Origin of the sequence: Nocardia salmonicida NBRC 13393 (assembly GCF_001613085.1) — a bacterium.
In the GTDB taxonomy this organism is placed as follows: Bacteria; Actinomycetota; Actinomycetes; order Mycobacteriales; family Mycobacteriaceae; genus Nocardia; species Nocardia salmonicida.
This window is the reverse complement of sequence record NZ_BDBR01000070.1, coordinates 21,943-35,893: the sequence shown is the minus strand read 5'-3', so window position 1 is coordinate 35,893 and position 13,951 is coordinate 21,943. Positions and strand designations below refer to the sequence as shown.

The window sequence follows — 13,951 nt, the reverse complement described above, 5'->3', positions numbered from 1 at the left end:
GCAATCGCGACGGTCGGGCCGGGTGGCAGCACCCGGGTCGCACCGGTCATCGACGGACCGGTGGCGCCGCCGGGGATCGGCGGCATGTGTCCGGCGCGCACCGCGGCCACGGCGTCGGCGAACTCGCCACCGCTGCTGTAGCGCTGCAACGGATCCTTGGCCATCGTGATGGCGATCAGTTCGTGCACGTTCGCGGGCAGGTCGTCGGGCATCGGCGGCGGCGCGTCGCGCACATGCTTCATCGCGACGGTGATCGCGCCCTCACCGGTGAACGGACGGACTCCGGCCAGTGCTTCGTAGCCGACGATGCCGAGGGAGTACACGTCGGAGGCCGCGGTGGCGTCCTCGCCGACGGCCTGTTCGGGCGCGATGTACTGGGCCGTGCCCATCACCATGCCGGTCTTGGTCACCGGCGAGGCGTCGACCGCCTTGGCGATGCCGAAGTCGGTGATCTTCACCTGACCGGTCGGCGTCACCAGGATGTTGCCCGGCTTCACGTCGCGGTGCACCACGCCTGCCGCGTGCGCGACCTCGAGCGCGCGCCCGGTCTGCTCGAGCATGTCCAGACCCTGGATGACCGAGAGCCTGCCCATGCGGTTGAGCACCGCGTTGAGCGGTTCGCCCTGCACGAGCTCCATCACCAGGTACGCGGTCTCGCCGCCCGACGGGTCGGTGGTCTCGCCGTAGTCGTAGATGCCCGCGATCCCGGGTGCGTTCAGCTGCGCGGTGGTGCGCGCTTCCACCCGGAACCGCGCACGGAAGGTCGGGTCTGCGGAGAACTCAGTTTTGAGGACCTTGACCGCCACCCGGCGATCGAGCCGGGTGTCCATCGCTTCCCACACCTGACCCATACCGCCCGTGGCGATGAGCCGCTGCAGGCGGTAGCGGTCGGCGATCATGGCGCCGTTGTTCAGCATCGGGGCCCCCGTGTTGTCACTCGCACACTCATTTCGTTCAGCCCCCTGCCAGGCCCGCGTCTAGCACAGACCTGGCGATCGGTGCCGCCACCGAACCTCCGGTGGCAGCCAACTGCCTGTTGCCGCCGTTCTCGACGATCACCGCGATGGCGATCTTCGGGTTCTGCGCGGGCGCGAAGGCCATATACCAAGCATGTGGCGGGGTGTTACGGGGATTACTGCCGTGTTCGGCCGTTCCGGTCTTCGACGCGATCTGGTAAGGCGACCGCCCACCGCCCACGGTATTGGCCTCCGAGGCGACCATCAGATCGGTCAGGGTCGACGCTACCTGGGGGCTCACCGCCTGCCCGACGCTGACCGGTTTGGTCTTGCTGAGCTCGGACAGATCGGGTGCCTGGGTCTGATCGACCAGATACGGCTGCATCCTGGTGCCGCCGTTGGCGATGGTCGCGGCGATCACCGCGACATTGAGCGGTGTCACCGACACATCGCGCTGACCGATGCTCGACTGGCCGAGCGCGGCGTTGTCCGGGATCGGGCCGACGGTCGATTCGGCGACCGGGATCGGCACACCGGGCGGATCCTCGACTCCGATGCCGAACGCGGCGGCCTCGTCCTTGAGTTTGGCCGCGCCGACCTTCACGCCGAGTTCGACGAACGCGGTGTTGCACGAACGCCGGAACGCGTCGTAGAGGCTGGCCGTCGGCTGGTCACCGCAGGTGCTGCCGTTGTAGTTCTCCAGCGTGGTGCTGGTCCCGGGCAGGGTGATGTTGGGCGCCGCCGTGAACTGGTCGTTCGGACCGGCGACACCGTTGGACAGCGCGGCCGCGGTGACGACGGTCTTGAACGTCGATCCCGGCGGATAGGTCTGTGAGACAGCGCGGTTGAGCATCGGCTGACTCGGGTCGGTGCTCAGCCGCTCCCAGGCCGCCCGACCCGCCGCGCCGTCGTGGCCCGACAGTTCGTTGGGGTCGTAGCTGGGCGTGGAGACCATGGTCAAGATCTTGCCGGTGCTCGGCTCGATCGCCACGACCGCGCCGGTGTAGCCCTTCGAGGTCATCTGTTCGTAGGCGACCTGCTGCATCATCGGATTCAGCGTGGTGAGCACGTTCGCGCCGCGCGGATCGCGCCCGGAGAACATGTCGATGAGCCGACGCCCGAACAGGCTCGAGTCGTTGCCCGAGAGCAGCGGGTCCGCGGCCAACTCGAGCCCGGTCTTGCCGTACTGCATCGAGTAGAAGCCGGTGACCGGCGCGTACGCCGAGGGGTCGGAGGGGTATTCGCGCAGGTACTTGTACCGGTCGTCGGTCGCGACGGAGCCGGCGAGCACAGTGCCGCCCGCGGAGATCTGACCGCGCTGACGCGAGTACTCGTCGAGCAGCACCCGCGAGTTGCGCGGATCGCTGCGCAGATCGTCGGCCTTGACCACCTGCAGGTAGGTCGCGTTCACGAGCAACGCCACCACCATCACCATGACGGCGACGGCGACACGACGCAGAGGTGTGTTCATTCGCTCACCCTGCTTTCCGGCCTGCGGACCAGTTCCGTGGCCGCGTCGGCGATCGGTGCGGGCGCGCGCTTACGGGCCGGTGCCGGTGCGCGAGCCGCATCGGAGATCTTCATCAACAGCCCGAGCAGCGCGTAGTTCGCCAGCAGCGACGAACCGCCGTAGGAGATGAACGGCGTGGTCAGACCGGTGAGTGGAATCAGTTTGGTGACACCGCCGACGACCACGAACACCTGGATCGCGATGGTGAACGACAGGCCCGCCGCGAGCAGCTTGCCGAAGCTGTCACGCACGGCCAGCGCGGTGCGCAGCCCACGGACGATGAAGATCAGGAACAGCATCAGCACCGCGGTGAGCCCGATCAGGCCCAGTTCCTCGCCGATGGTGGTGACGATGAAGTCGGTCTTGGCGAAGGGCACCTGCTGGGGTCGTCCGCTGCCGAGGCCGGTGCCCGCGAGCCCGCCGGTAGCGAAGCCGAACATCGACTGCGAGATCTGGTAGCCGGTGTTGTGGTAGTCGTCGAACGGGTGCAGCCAGGTGTCCACGCGCACGCGCACATGCCCGAACAGCTCGTAGGCGAACACGAATCCGAGCGCGAGCAGCCCGCCGCCGATGATCAGCCAGCCCACCCGTTCGGTGGCGATGTAGATCATCACCAGCACCGTGCCGAAGATGAGCAGCGAAGTGCCGAGGTCTTTTTCGAGCACGAGCACGCCGATGCAGACGATCCACACGATCAGGATCGGACCCATATCGCGTGGTCGCGGCCACTCCATGCCGAGGAAGTGCTTGCCCGCCGCGGTGAACAGGTCACGCTTGGCCACCAGAACGCCCGCGAAGAAGATGATCAGCAGGATCTTCGCGAATTCGCCCGGCTGCATGCTGAATCCGGGCAGCCGGATCCAGATCTTGGCGCCGTTGACTTCGGAGAACCGGCTCGGCAACAGTGCCGGAATCGCCAGCGCGACCAGGCCGACCAGGCCTAGTGTGTAGGTATAGCGCGCCAGCGTGCGGTAGTCCCGCAAGACGATGAGCAGGCTGATGAACACCACGATGCCGAGGCCGGTCCACATGATCTGCTGGTTGGCGTCGGGGGAGGGGACCGCTGTCGCGTCGTACGCCGCCTTCTGCGCTTCGGCGAGATCGAGCCGGTGGATCAGCACCAGCCCCAATCCGTTGAGCAGCGCCACAATCGGTAGTAGGAGCGGGTCCGCGAACGGCGCGAACCGGCGCACCGCGAGATGCGCGATCCCGAACAGCGCGAGGAACGCCACCCCGTACTTGGCGATGTCGGTGGTGATCGACTGTTCCTGGCTCGCCTCGACGATGAACAACGACACCGTCGTGATGCCCGCCGCGCCCGCCAGCAACAGCAACTCCTGGTTGCGTCGCGTCGACGGCGGCGGCGCCGGCGCGAATCCACCAGGGGGACTGGGGAACGCCCCAGCCGACGGCGGTGGCGGTGCGGACATCAGTCCGTCACCCGGCAGTTCTCCCCTGAGATCTGCGGGGTTGTCGGAGGAACAGTTGTGGTGGTCGGCGCCGGGGTGGTCGGTGTCGCGGGCTGGTCAGGGCCGGGAGTCGGTGCGCCACCGGGGATCACCGGGGTCTGCTCGGGCGGCAGCACGCCGGGCTGGGGGACCGTTTCCTTCTTCGGGCACGGCGGAAGGAGCTCGTTCTGCGCCAGCACCTTCATGCTGCCGCGCGCCTTGTCCAGCGAATCCGGCGGCAGGCCCTTCTGCACCTGGTCGCGCCCGGTCTGCTTCAGGTCGCTGACCGTCAGCGTCTTGCAACCGCTCGGCGCAGGCTTGCCCACCTCGACGAGAGTGAGCTCGCTCTTGCTGTTCACACAGCCCGTCAGCTCCACGTCGTGGATCGAGTAGCCGAGGATCGAACCGGGCAGGCCGCGCATCACGACCACCTTGTCGTTGTCGGCACCCACGTAGTAGTTGCTGCGAATCATCTTGTAGCCCACCACGAGTCCGATGGCCACCGCGGCGATCAACGCCAGCGACAACAGCAGCCAGCGCAGCTTGTGCGACTTCGTTTCCGGCGGCGGCGGCGCGGCGGCGGCCCGGCGCGGTTGCGCGCGGGGCGGACGCATGGCGGCGGCGCGCCCTGCCGCGGTATTCGGCGGCGGGGAGTCTTCCTCCTCCTCGGTGGAGGCGGCGCCCGCGAGAATCGGGTGGCTCTGGCCGTAGTCGAGGTCGATCACATCGGCGACGACGACGGTCACATTGTCCGGACCACCGCTGCGCAGCGCCAGCTCGATGAGCCGGTCGGCGCACTCGTCGGTGTTGCCCTCGCGCATGGTGTTGCCGATGGTCTCGTCGCTCACCACGTCCGAAAGTCCGTCGGAGCACAGCAGATAACGGTCACCGGCGCGGGCTTCGCGCATGATCAGCGTCGGTTCGATCTCGTTGCCGGTGAGGGCACGCATGATCAGCGAACGCTGCGGGTGGGTGTGCGCCTGTTCGGCGGTGATCCGGCCCTCGTCGACCAGCGACTGCACGAACGTGTCGTCGCGGGTGATCTGGGCGAGTTCGCCGTCGCGCAGCAGGTAGGCCCGCGAGTCGCCGATATGGACCAGGCCGAGCTTGCGGCCCGCGAACAGGATCGCGGTGAGCGTGGTGCCCATGCCGTCGAGTTCGGGTTCGGCCTCGACGTGGTCGGCGATGGCGGCATTGCCGGAATGCGTGGCGTGGTCGAGCTTGCCGAGGATGTCCTCGCCCGGCTCGTCGTCGTCGAGATGCGCCAGTGCGGCGATCATCAACTGCGAGGCCACTTCTCCGGCGGCGTGCCCACCCATGCCGTCGGCCAGCGCTAACAGGCGTGCGCCCGCGTAGACCGAATCTTCGTTGTTGCCCCGGACGAGTCCGCGGTCGCTTCGCGCGGTGTAGCGCAGAACAAGTGTCACGATCGCAGCTCGATCACTGTTTTGCCGACTCGCACCGGAGTGCCGAGCGGAACACGGACGGCGGTGGTGACTTTCGCGCGGTCGAGATACGTGCCATTGGTGGAACCGAGGTCTTCCACGTACCAGTCGTCACCACGCTGAGACAGTCGCGCGTGCCTGGTCGAGGCGTAGTCGTCGGTGAGTACCAGCGTCGAATCGTCGGCGCGTCCGATGAGAACCGGTTGCGTGCCGAGGGTGATTCGAGTGCCGGCGAGTGAACCATGAGTCACCACTAGATACTTGGCGCCCTTCTGGCTTCGGCTGAAGGAGGGCAGACCGATGGATCCGCGATTACCGCGGGTTGCCCTCGGCTGTATCCGTATGCCGGATGCCGCGTAGATATCGCTGCGCAAGGTCCGCAGAACGGCCCAGACGAACAACCAGAGCAGCAGCAGGAACCCCGCGCGGGTCAATTGCAGGATCAATCCCTGCACGGCGTTCCACCTCCTGTTTGCCCGGGTACGTCGGTACGGCAGGTGCGGGCCGAACCACCCCCACCAGCGTGCTGGCTTGCGGGCCCCGAGGTCGGGACCGTGCGTGTAATGGCAGCATCATAGAGCCGACAGCGTCGACTCGTGACGTGCACCGCGCAGCTTACGGGATCAGACGATCCGGATCAGGATCTCGGAATGTCCGGCCCGGATCACGTCGCCATCGGCGAGCTGCCAATCCTGCACGGGGGAACCGTTGACGAGCGTCCCGTTGGTGGAACCCAGGTCCGAGAGCATGGCCGTCTGGCCGTCCCAGCGCACCTCGATATGCCGACGCGACACGCCAGTGTCGGGCAGCCGGAAGTGGGCATCCTGGCCGCGGCCGATGATGTTGGAACCCTCGCGCAGCGCGTAGGTGCGGCCGCTGCCGTCGTCGAGCTGGAGCGTGGCCGAGTAGCTCGACTGGGCGGCGGCGTAGCCCGCGCCCTGCTGCTGGCCGTAGCCCTGCTGGCCGTAGCCGCCGGCGGGCTGGGCGTAGCCGCCCTGCTCCTCCTGGCCGTAGGCGGGCTCGGCATAGCCGGGCTGCGCGCCGTAACCCTGCTGGCCGTAGCCCTGCTGCTGGGGTTCGGCGTAACCCTGCTGGCCGTAGCCGCCCTGCTGGTCGTAGCCCGGGTCGGCGTAGCCCTGCTGGCCGTAACCGGCCTGCTGGCCGTAGCCCTGCTGCTGCGGTTCGGCGTAGCCCTGCTGGCCGTAGCCGCCCTGCTGGTCGTAACCGGGCTCGGCGTAACCGGGCTGGGCGCCCTGCGCGCCGTAGCCACCCTGCTGGCTGTACGCCTGCTGGCCGTAGCCGCCCTGCTGGTCGTAACCGGGCTCGCCGTACGCGGGCGCCGCGCCGTAGCCACTCTGCTGGCCGTAGCCCTGCTGAGCGGGCGCGGCGGGGTCGTAGCCGTTCTGGTAGTCGCCACCCTGCTGGCCGTACGCGTCGCCATATCCGGGCTGCGCCTCGGGCGCGCCGTAGCCGCCACCGCGGCCGTAGTCGTCTGCCGGGTAGGGAGCCCCTGGCGCGCCGGCGGGCGGCGGTGCGTACCCGCGGTTGCGTGGATCGGACTCCGCGGGCTCTCGGCTTGGCTCGTAGCCTGAGTTATGCGTCATGGGGCCAGCTCCTGGTTGCGGGTGTGCGGGTCGTTGTGGCGGTCCGGTGCGAGGTGGGGCCGTCCCGCGACCGGCGTCGGGGTCGACGCGGCCGCTCGCTCTGAACATTCCGGTGTGCAGCGTAGGTGATGCCTCGAACGCCACGTGTACTTCGCCGTAGGTCTGCCAGCCCTGCTCCCGGATGTAATCCTGCAGATGTTTGGCGAACGCTTTGGTTGTCAGGTCGTGATCGGCGTCGAGCTTGCCGTGATCGGTTTCGTTGATCGTGATCACGTAACTGTTCGGCGCGAGTCGATGCCCGCCGTCCAGATCCTGGATCTGATCTGCGGCTTCGCGCTGCAGCGCGGCCTCCACCTCTTGGGGAACCACACTGCCGCCGAACACCCTCGCGAACACGTCACCGACAGCGCCCTGCAAGCGACGTTCGAATCTCGACACGATGCCCATCACAGCCCTCCCTTCGGTGCGCGTGTCCGCCCTCCTCGACACGCTGGTTACGGCGTGTCCGGACCCGACCACGTTCCTTGCATGATATCCACGATCCTCTACCTGGGTAACTCCCGGCGGCGCCCCCCGGTTCCCCGGCTGGATTCCACGGCATCGCCGCAGGTCAGGGAATCGATTTTATTTTCGCCCGCGGGGCATGTTAGATTTTTCCAGTCGCTCGGGCGAGTGGCGGAATGGCAGACGCGCTGGCTTCAGGTGCCAGTGTCCGTAAGGACGTGGGGGTTCAAGTCCCCCTTCGCCCACAAGACTAAAGGCTCGATCCTTCTGGATCGGGCCTTCTGTCGTTTCCGGGGTCAGGGGCGGGCGATGCGGAGCAGGGCGGCGCGAAGATCCGGTCGCGGGGACTGTGCGTCCAACTCGAGTAAGGCGGTTTCGGCTGTTGCCGCTACCAACAGGACGGCGACGGGCTCCGGGTCGGTCCAGCCCATCGCCGTGAGCTCGGTGGTGAGCAGGGTGGCGGCGGCGGAATTGCGGGCGCTCACTTCGGTGGCAAGGCCCGCGTCTGTTCTCGCCTGTACTAATAGGCCCTTTGTCGCGGGAGCGGCCAGGCAACCGTCGAGGTAGGCGGTGATGCCGGCCGCGAGGCGTTCCTCGCCGGGGGGTAGATCGGCGGTCGCCGTGCCGACCCGGGCGTCGAGCTCGTCGTGGAAGGCGCGGTGCAGGGCGAGTAGGTAGGACTCCCGGCTGGGCCAGTGCTGATAGAAGCTGCCTTTGGCCATCTCGGCGGCGGCTGTGATGGCGTTGACCGAGAGCTTGCTCAGGTTCTCGGTGGCCAGGAGCTGCCTGCCCGCGTTCAACAGGGCCCTGCGGCCGGGCTCGGCGGATCTCATTGCCGCATTCCAGCACGGCCCGCGAGAAACTCGCGCACGGTTTCGAGGAACAGTTCGGGGGCCTCGGCGAACGGTTCGTGCCGGGTGGGCAGCAGCGCGACCGGCGCCGTGGGCAGGGCGCGGGCGATGCCGCGCCGGTTCACCAGCCAGGGGTTACTCGGGTCGTTGCGGCCCCAGACCACCTGGACGGGAACCTCGGGGAGCAGCGGGGCGGCGCCGGCCAGGTCGACGCGCGGGTCGTCCAGGCTCCGCCAGAGACTGCGGTACACAGCGAGCCGGATCGGATCGCCGGGTACCTCGCGGGCCCGCTCGAAGAGGGGCCGAACACCCTCGTTACGCGGCGATCCCAGATACAGCCGTGCGTTCACGACCACGAACCGCCGGGCCACCGAGGGCCGCGCGATAAATCGGAACATCGCCCTGGTCACCACATTCAGTGGTGCGAACCCGGCCGACTGCACCAGCACCAGCCCGCGCACCAGGTCCGGTGCGCGCTCGGCCAGGCGGACTGCCGCGTATCCGCCGACGCTGTTGCCGATCACCGTCAGCGAACCGAAACCGATCTGCGCCAACGACTTCGACACTCGCACGGCTACGTCAGCGAGCGCGTCGACGGTGATCGCGTCCGGATCGATGACCGGCGACGCGCCGTAGCCCGGCCAGTCGATCGCCGCCACGGCCCACGTCTCGCCCAGCATGGGGACGATCTGATCGAAGTCGCGGTGGTCGCCCGGATTCGCGTGCAGCAGGAGCAGTCCCGGCGCATCGGCGGGCGAGCGCCCGCTCAGGTGCACCACCACGTCGCCATACGGCGTGACGACGGTGATCGGTGTGCTCATGTCCCGACGGTAGCCATGACCGACCGGTCGGTCAAGAGTCCGATCACACCTTGCGAGCGATCAGCAGATGGTGCGGAATCGGCGGATTCGCCAAGGTGCGCTGCTCCACGGTCAGTCCGGCGGAGCTGAGCGCCGCCACCACATCGGCGACCGGACGCAAGGTGAATCCGTAAGGGGTGAACGGCATTTCGGCCATGGCGTCGGGATCGCCGATGCCGATCACCGCGGTGCCGCCGGAGCGAAGGACGCGGGTGAGTTCGACGCAGGCGGCCGGGAGGTCGTCGAGGAAGTAGATGGTGTTGACGGTGATGGCCGCGTCGAGGCTCGCGTCGGGCACTGGGAGCGCGGTGAGGGTGCCGTCGGCGAGCGCGAGGCGGCCCTCCGCGAGCTCCATGGCGAAACGGCCGCGGGCGCGGACGAGCATGTCGGCGGACGGCTCGATGCCGTGCACCATGCCTTCGGCCCCGACGCGGGCCAGCGACAACTCCAGTCCCACCCCACCGCCGAAGCCGATATCGGCGACCGTCGCGCCGGCTGTCGGCGACGCCGCATCCACAGCCGCCGCGATGGCGCGCTTGTTCCCCCGATTGAGCACGAACGCCACGCCCTTACCGAGCACACCGTGCGGATTGCCGAGCTGCCCGGCGATTGTCGTGAGCAGGCGATCTTTGACCCCGGTCATTTCGTCGTCGTAGGCGGCGTTTTCGCGCCGTCGGTGCCGCAGGGTGAGCGGAATACTTCTCCTGAGCGCGGAATTCGGGTTCGATACAGACCGTGCCGTCTGCAACCCGCCGCTTCCTTGCCCGCGCCGCTGTCCTGGTCCTCGCCTCGGCGTGCGCCTGGTCGGGGCCCGCGTCGGCGGACCCGGCGCCGGTCACCGGTCCGCTCGCGGCCAACCCCTTCCTCGGTCCGCTCGGGACGGCGACCATGCACGGGGACGCGGGGTCCTCGGATGTGACGCCGTTGGCCGGGCCTGCTCCCGGGGCCGACGTCACGGTGTATCCGCTCGGCGCGGCTTGCCCGACACTGCTCGAAGGCGCGGATGGGCTGGTGGTGGGGCTGTGCACCGCCATCGCGGGGCAGACGCCGACGGTGTTCCTGTTCGACTCGGGTGCGTCGGGCTCGGTCGGTGGGGCGCTTGCCTCGTTGCCGTTGACCAAGGGGAGCTTGCTCGGCGGGGTATACGCCTTTCTCGACAACGAGGATCGACTGGTGGTCGTCGACGGTGGGCGACGGCTGTTGCGGGTCGCGCACGTTCGGGGTGAGGACGGTGCGTGGCGGTTGGCTGCCACCGTGCAGGCGGATCTGAGTGGCTCGATTCCGCAGGGCGACAACGTGACCGGACTGGTTCCCGATTGGACGGGCGATGTCTGGTTCGCGACCGGCCACGGGGTCGTCGGGTTCGTCGGAAGAGAGGGGCGTGTCGCGACGGTGTCGCTGCCGTCCGGGGAACTGGTGGCCAACAGTATTTCGTCCGCGCCCAATGGTGTTGTGGCTGTGGCGAGTACACACGCGCTGTACGAGCTGCGCGCGAAAAACGGTGAACCGGAGATTCTTTGGCGGTCTGCCTACGACCGTGGCACCGCGCGGAAACCGGGTCAGCTCAGCTGGGGTACCGGCTCGACGCCGACGTACTTCGGACCAGTGCGCGGCGACGAATATCTCGCCATCGTCGACAATGCCGACAACGGGGTGCGGCTGATCGTGGCGCGCTCCGGTTCGGGTGAGCAGGTCTGCTCGGTCCCGGTCCCCGTCGGCGGCAGCGAGAATTCGCCGATCGGGGTCGGTTCGTCGATCTTCGTCGCGAGTACCTACGGCTATCCGTATCCCACCGTTCCCGAGGGCGCGGGCCCAGCCGTTCCGGCGAGCGCGCCGTTCCGGGGCGGGCTGAGCCGCGTCGACCTCACTGCCGACGGATGTGTCCCGGTGTGGGACAGCGGGGTACGCAGCGCTGCCGTTCCGCGACTGTCTCTCGCCGACGGCGGCATCCACACCCTGCGCCGCATCGGAACGGACGCGACAACCCCCCTCGACGGATTCGACTATGTCGTTATCGACCCGGCAACCGGCGCTGTTCGCACCTCGACTCCGCTGCCGGGCACGGTCGCGGAGGACCCGCTGCAGATGGCCGCGCTCATCACCCGCGGCGGCGCGCTCTGGCAGGGAACCGTAACCGGGGTCGTCCGAATCGGCTGAGTGCGTCTCGCACCCTGGATCCGACCTCACGCCTGTTTCGGCGGGCCCCTGACTACTGCCGCCGCGTGCCGACCTCGAAACGCCCGCCCAGCCGAAGGTCGGGTTCCTTTGCCCGTGGGCGGGTCGGATACTCCTGATTCCCGCAGGTGAGGCGAAGGTCACACTGCCCGTGCAACCTTGTATTCCGGATGTTCTTCTGCCGATATCTGTCCGTTCGGCGGCCCGTTCGCAACCAGTCGTCCGTCCAGTTTGAGGCGATGAATTCGGTGTTTCAGCGTGATTGCTGAGCGCGCATCTCGTTTGCAACGCAGTTAACAAACTTCAGGTCTCTTTTACTGTTTCAAGTAGTCGGCAACCGTAATTCCGTTGCCGAAACCCCAGGTGACAGCTATGTCCAGGACTCGGTGTGATCCGGGGCAACCTTGCTCGACATTCGCGCGCGGACTTCGCCGAGGATGCGCGACTCGTTATCGAAGGTTTGCCCGAGGTGAATTCTCGGTGCTGTCGACTGCTCGATGAATGCGGTGCCAAGAGTTTGCTGAGGGTGTGAAAAACGGTGCGTCCACAGGGCTTTGCATGTTCGCAGTTCGTACGCCGGACCTGCGCGTTGGGGGTTGCGTGGGGATAACGATTGTGTACAGTTGACGGTAACGCTGGCCGCAGTTCGAGCCCGACTCGCTGCGGCCAGCGGAACTCAAATGGGGGAGTTCGAAACCATCTCTTGACCTTCTGTAGCTGCCGATTGTCCGGTGCTGTCTTCGGGCGGTGTGCTCGGAGTTGTCGGCCTCACAGATGTACGTGCAGATGCGTGCTCACGCCCGGTCCAGAGTTTGTGGCTGCGCCATCAGCCACCGATCAGCCGGATCAGCCGACACGACCGGTACCGCTGCCTCGGCATCCTGTTCCTCGGCCACTCGCCTGCCGATCCCGAAGACGTAGTACAGGAACAGCGCCTCGGCTGTGAACCCCAGAGCGATCCGCACGGGTACGGGCAGCGGGCTCGGCGTCACGAAACCCTCCAGCAGCCCACACACCAGCAGCACGCCCACCAGCCCGAGCGCCACGGTCGCGGTCGCCCGCCCCTGCCTCGCCATCGCGGCCGCTCTGCTGCGCGGTCCCGGATCGACCAGCGTCCACCCGAGCTTCAATCCCACCCCGCCCGCGACGAACAGCGCGGTGAGCTCGAGCGTGCCGTGCGGCAGGATGAAGCCGAAGAACGAATCCAGCCGCCCGGCCTCGGCCATCAATCCACCGGTTATCCCCAGATTCAGCGCATTCATGAACAGTGCGTACACAGCCGGGAGGATCAGTACGCCTGTGAACAACGCGATCGCCGACACCAGCGAATTGTGGGTCCAGACCTTCGCGGCGAAGGCCTCGTTGGGGTGCTCGGAGTAGTACGACTCGAACGAACCCCCAGGTCCGGTGATATCTGACAGGTCACCGTCGGGTATCCCCAGCGCGTCGCGGGCCGCGGCCGAACGATTCACAAGCACGCCGATCACCCCCGCGACGGCGAGCAAGATCGCAGTTGTCCCCAGCCACCAGGGCCAGGCTCTGTACACAGCCGCCGGAAAGTGCCGGGTGAAGAACCGGCCCACTTCGCGCCACGGCTGTGACCGCGCCGCGAGTACTCGCCCGCGGGCCCGCGCCAGCAGCGCACTGAGCCGGTCCACGAGCTCCGGATCCGGATGGTGCCCCTGTAATCTCGCCAACTGCTGCGAGGTCGACCGGTAGAGCCGGACCAACTCGTCGGCCTCCGCGCCGGACAACTTCCGCTGGCGGACCAGCTGATCGAGCCGATACCACGACCGTTGATTCGCCCAGCTGTAGGCATCGGTGTCCATATCGGGAATGCTAGCCACATGGCTGAATTCACCACCGGCGAAGCGGTGGCGCTCGAACTCCCGATCGCGCGCATTCCCAGCCGTGCGGGCGCTTTTCTGCTCGACCTGATGCTCCAGCTCGCGCTCGCCGCGACGCTGCAATACGTCTTGATGCTGGTGCTGCTGGCCACCGACGCCGATTCGGCCTGGTTCTCGGTGACGGCGGTCATCACGTTGGTGACCGTGCTGATCGCCTATCCGGTGTGCAGCGAAACCGTCTCGCGCGGGCGTTCGCTGGGCAAACTGGCTTTCGGGTTGCGCGTCGTGCGAGCCGACGCGGGGCCGATCGACTTCCGGCACGCGCTCACCCGCGGTCTCGCGGGCGCGATCGTTGATTTCTGGCTGCTCGGTGCGTTCGGCGCGGTGGCCGTTGTCGCGTCGCTGTGTTCGCGTGATGGCAAGCGGGTGGGCGATGTGCTCGCCGGAACAGTAGTTGTGCACACCCGCCAGACCATGCCGATGCCGTCGCTGGCCGTCGCGCCGCCGTGGTTGACGGGCTGGTCGGCGCAGCTGGACCCGAGCGGGATCTCCGACGAACTGGCCGGGGCGGCACGACGGTATCTGACCCGGCTGCCGACGCTCACGCCGCCCACACAGCACTATCTGGGCACTCAGCTCGTCGAGGCCATGTGTGCGGCGCTGCGCTGCCCGGTGCCCGTCGGCTACCCGCCGTATCACGTGCTCGGCGCGATTCTCGCTCGGCGACAGCAGCTTTCACGGGTATAGATCA

General features: G+C 67.6%; 12 protein-coding genes and 1 tRNA gene. 3 read left to right on the top strand and 10 right to left on the bottom strand.

Annotated features, from left to right (window positions below; genetic code table 11):
- The 6 genes from NS1_RS37580 to NS1_RS37555 form a co-directional block, all read right to left on the bottom strand.
- A partial coding sequence (locus NS1_RS37580) for a protein kinase domain-containing protein (RefSeq protein WP_157125612.1) occupies positions 1-917 on the bottom strand: 917 nt, incomplete at its 3' end.
- 37 nt (positions 918-954) lie between these two features.
- The gene (locus tag NS1_RS37575; protein ID WP_062992374.1) at positions 955-2,427 is read right to left on the bottom strand and encodes a peptidoglycan D,D-transpeptidase FtsI family protein; all 1,473 of its coding nucleotides are present in this window, start codon (positions 2,425-2,427) and stop codon (positions 955-957) included.
- On the bottom strand, positions 2,424-3,896 hold the full coding sequence (locus NS1_RS37570) for an FtsW/RodA/SpoVE family cell cycle protein (RefSeq protein ID WP_062992372.1): 1,473 nt from the start codon (positions 3,894-3,896) through the stop codon (positions 2,424-2,426). Before NS1_RS37570 ends, NS1_RS37575 begins: the two co-directional genes overlap by 4 nt.
- Positions 3,896-5,341 (bottom strand): PP2C family protein-serine/threonine phosphatase, encoded by a 1,446-nt coding sequence (locus NS1_RS37565; protein ID WP_062992370.1) that lies wholly within the window; start codon positions 5,339-5,341, stop codon positions 3,896-3,898. Before NS1_RS37565 ends, NS1_RS37570 begins: the two co-directional genes overlap by 1 nt.
- Positions 5,338-5,814: an FHA domain-containing protein FhaB/FipA gene (locus NS1_RS37560; protein ID WP_062992366.1), complete on the bottom strand. Its 477-nt coding sequence runs from the start codon at positions 5,812-5,814 to the stop codon at positions 5,338-5,340. The genes NS1_RS37565 and NS1_RS37560 overlap by 4 nt, the downstream gene beginning before the upstream one ends.
- Positions 5,815-5,982: 168 nt before the next feature.
- Positions 5,983-7,410 carry an FHA domain-containing protein gene (locus NS1_RS37555; protein WP_062992362.1) on the bottom strand — a complete coding sequence of 476 codons (1,428 nt, stop codon included), beginning with the start codon at positions 7,408-7,410 and terminating at the stop codon, positions 5,983-5,985.
- A 219-nt stretch (positions 7,411-7,629) separates the two neighbouring features.
- Here NS1_RS37555 and NS1_RS37550 point away from each other — a divergent pair.
- Positions 7,630-7,712 (top strand) — tRNA-Leu (locus tag NS1_RS37550).
- A gap of 51 nt (positions 7,713-7,763) precedes the next feature.
- Here NS1_RS37550 and NS1_RS37545 read toward each other — a convergent pair.
- From NS1_RS37545 to NS1_RS37535, 3 genes are read right to left on the bottom strand one after another with little or no spacing between them, the layout of a single operon-like run.
- A complete protein-coding gene (locus NS1_RS37545) occupies positions 7,764-8,300 on the bottom strand; it encodes a TetR/AcrR family transcriptional regulator (protein WP_062992360.1) in 537 nt (178 codons plus the stop codon).
- Positions 8,297-9,139 carry an alpha/beta fold hydrolase gene (locus NS1_RS37540; protein WP_062992358.1) on the bottom strand — a complete coding sequence of 281 codons (843 nt, stop codon included), beginning with the start codon at positions 9,137-9,139 and terminating at the stop codon, positions 8,297-8,299. The genes NS1_RS37545 and NS1_RS37540 overlap by 4 nt, the downstream gene beginning before the upstream one ends.
- Positions 9,140-9,182: 43 nt before the next feature.
- Positions 9,183-9,821 carry a class I SAM-dependent methyltransferase gene (locus NS1_RS37535; protein WP_062992356.1) on the bottom strand — a complete coding sequence of 213 codons (639 nt, stop codon included), beginning with the start codon at positions 9,819-9,821 and terminating at the stop codon, positions 9,183-9,185.
- Positions 9,822-9,904: 83 nt separating this feature from the next.
- On the opposite strand from NS1_RS37535, the gene NS1_RS37530 reads away from it, so the two are divergent.
- Positions 9,905-11,335, top strand: a complete 1,431-nt coding sequence (locus NS1_RS37530) for a hypothetical protein (RefSeq protein WP_062992354.1) — start codon at positions 9,905-9,907, stop codon at positions 11,333-11,335.
- A gap of 812 nt (positions 11,336-12,147) precedes the next feature.
- Here NS1_RS37530 and NS1_RS37525 read toward each other — a convergent pair.
- Positions 12,148-13,182, bottom strand: a complete 1,035-nt coding sequence (locus NS1_RS37525; protein ID WP_062992352.1) for a stage II sporulation protein M — start codon at positions 13,180-13,182, stop codon at positions 12,148-12,150.
- Between the two features lie 18 nt (positions 13,183-13,200).
- Between NS1_RS37525 and NS1_RS37520 the strand changes: the two genes are divergently transcribed.
- On the top strand, positions 13,201-13,947 hold the full coding sequence (locus NS1_RS37520; protein ID WP_062992350.1) for an RDD family protein: 747 nt from the start codon (positions 13,201-13,203) through the stop codon (positions 13,945-13,947).
- The last annotated feature ends 4 nt before the right edge of the window (positions 13,948-13,951 follow it).

Bases quoted from the DNA above. Each gene is read 5' to 3' on its own strand.
- NS1_RS37555 (WP_062992362.1), bottom strand. From the start codon at position 7,410: ATGGGCATCGTGTCGAGATTCGAACGTCGCTTGCAGGGCGCTGTCGGT.
- NS1_RS37535 (WP_062992356.1), bottom strand. From the start codon at position 9,821: ATGACCGGGGTCAAAGATCGCCTGCTCACGACAATCGCCGGGCAGCTC.
- NS1_RS37570 (WP_062992372.1), bottom strand. From the start codon at position 3,896: ATGTCCGCACCGCCACCGCCGTCGGCTGGGGCGTTCCCCAGTCCCCCT.
- NS1_RS37545 (WP_062992360.1), bottom strand. From the start codon at position 8,300: ATGAGATCCGCCGAGCCCGGCCGCAGGGCCCTGTTGAACGCGGGCAGG.
- NS1_RS37540 (WP_062992358.1), bottom strand. From the start codon at position 9,139: ATGAGCACACCGATCACCGTCGTCACGCCGTATGGCGACGTGGTGGTG.
- NS1_RS37525 (WP_062992352.1), bottom strand. From the start codon at position 13,182: ATGGACACCGATGCCTACAGCTGGGCGAATCAACGGTCGTGGTATCGG.
- NS1_RS37575 (WP_062992374.1), bottom strand. From the start codon at position 2,427: ATGAACACACCTCTGCGTCGTGTCGCCGTCGCCGTCATGGTGATGGTG.
- NS1_RS37520 (WP_062992350.1), top strand. From the start codon at position 13,201: ATGGCTGAATTCACCACCGGCGAAGCGGTGGCGCTCGAACTCCCGATC.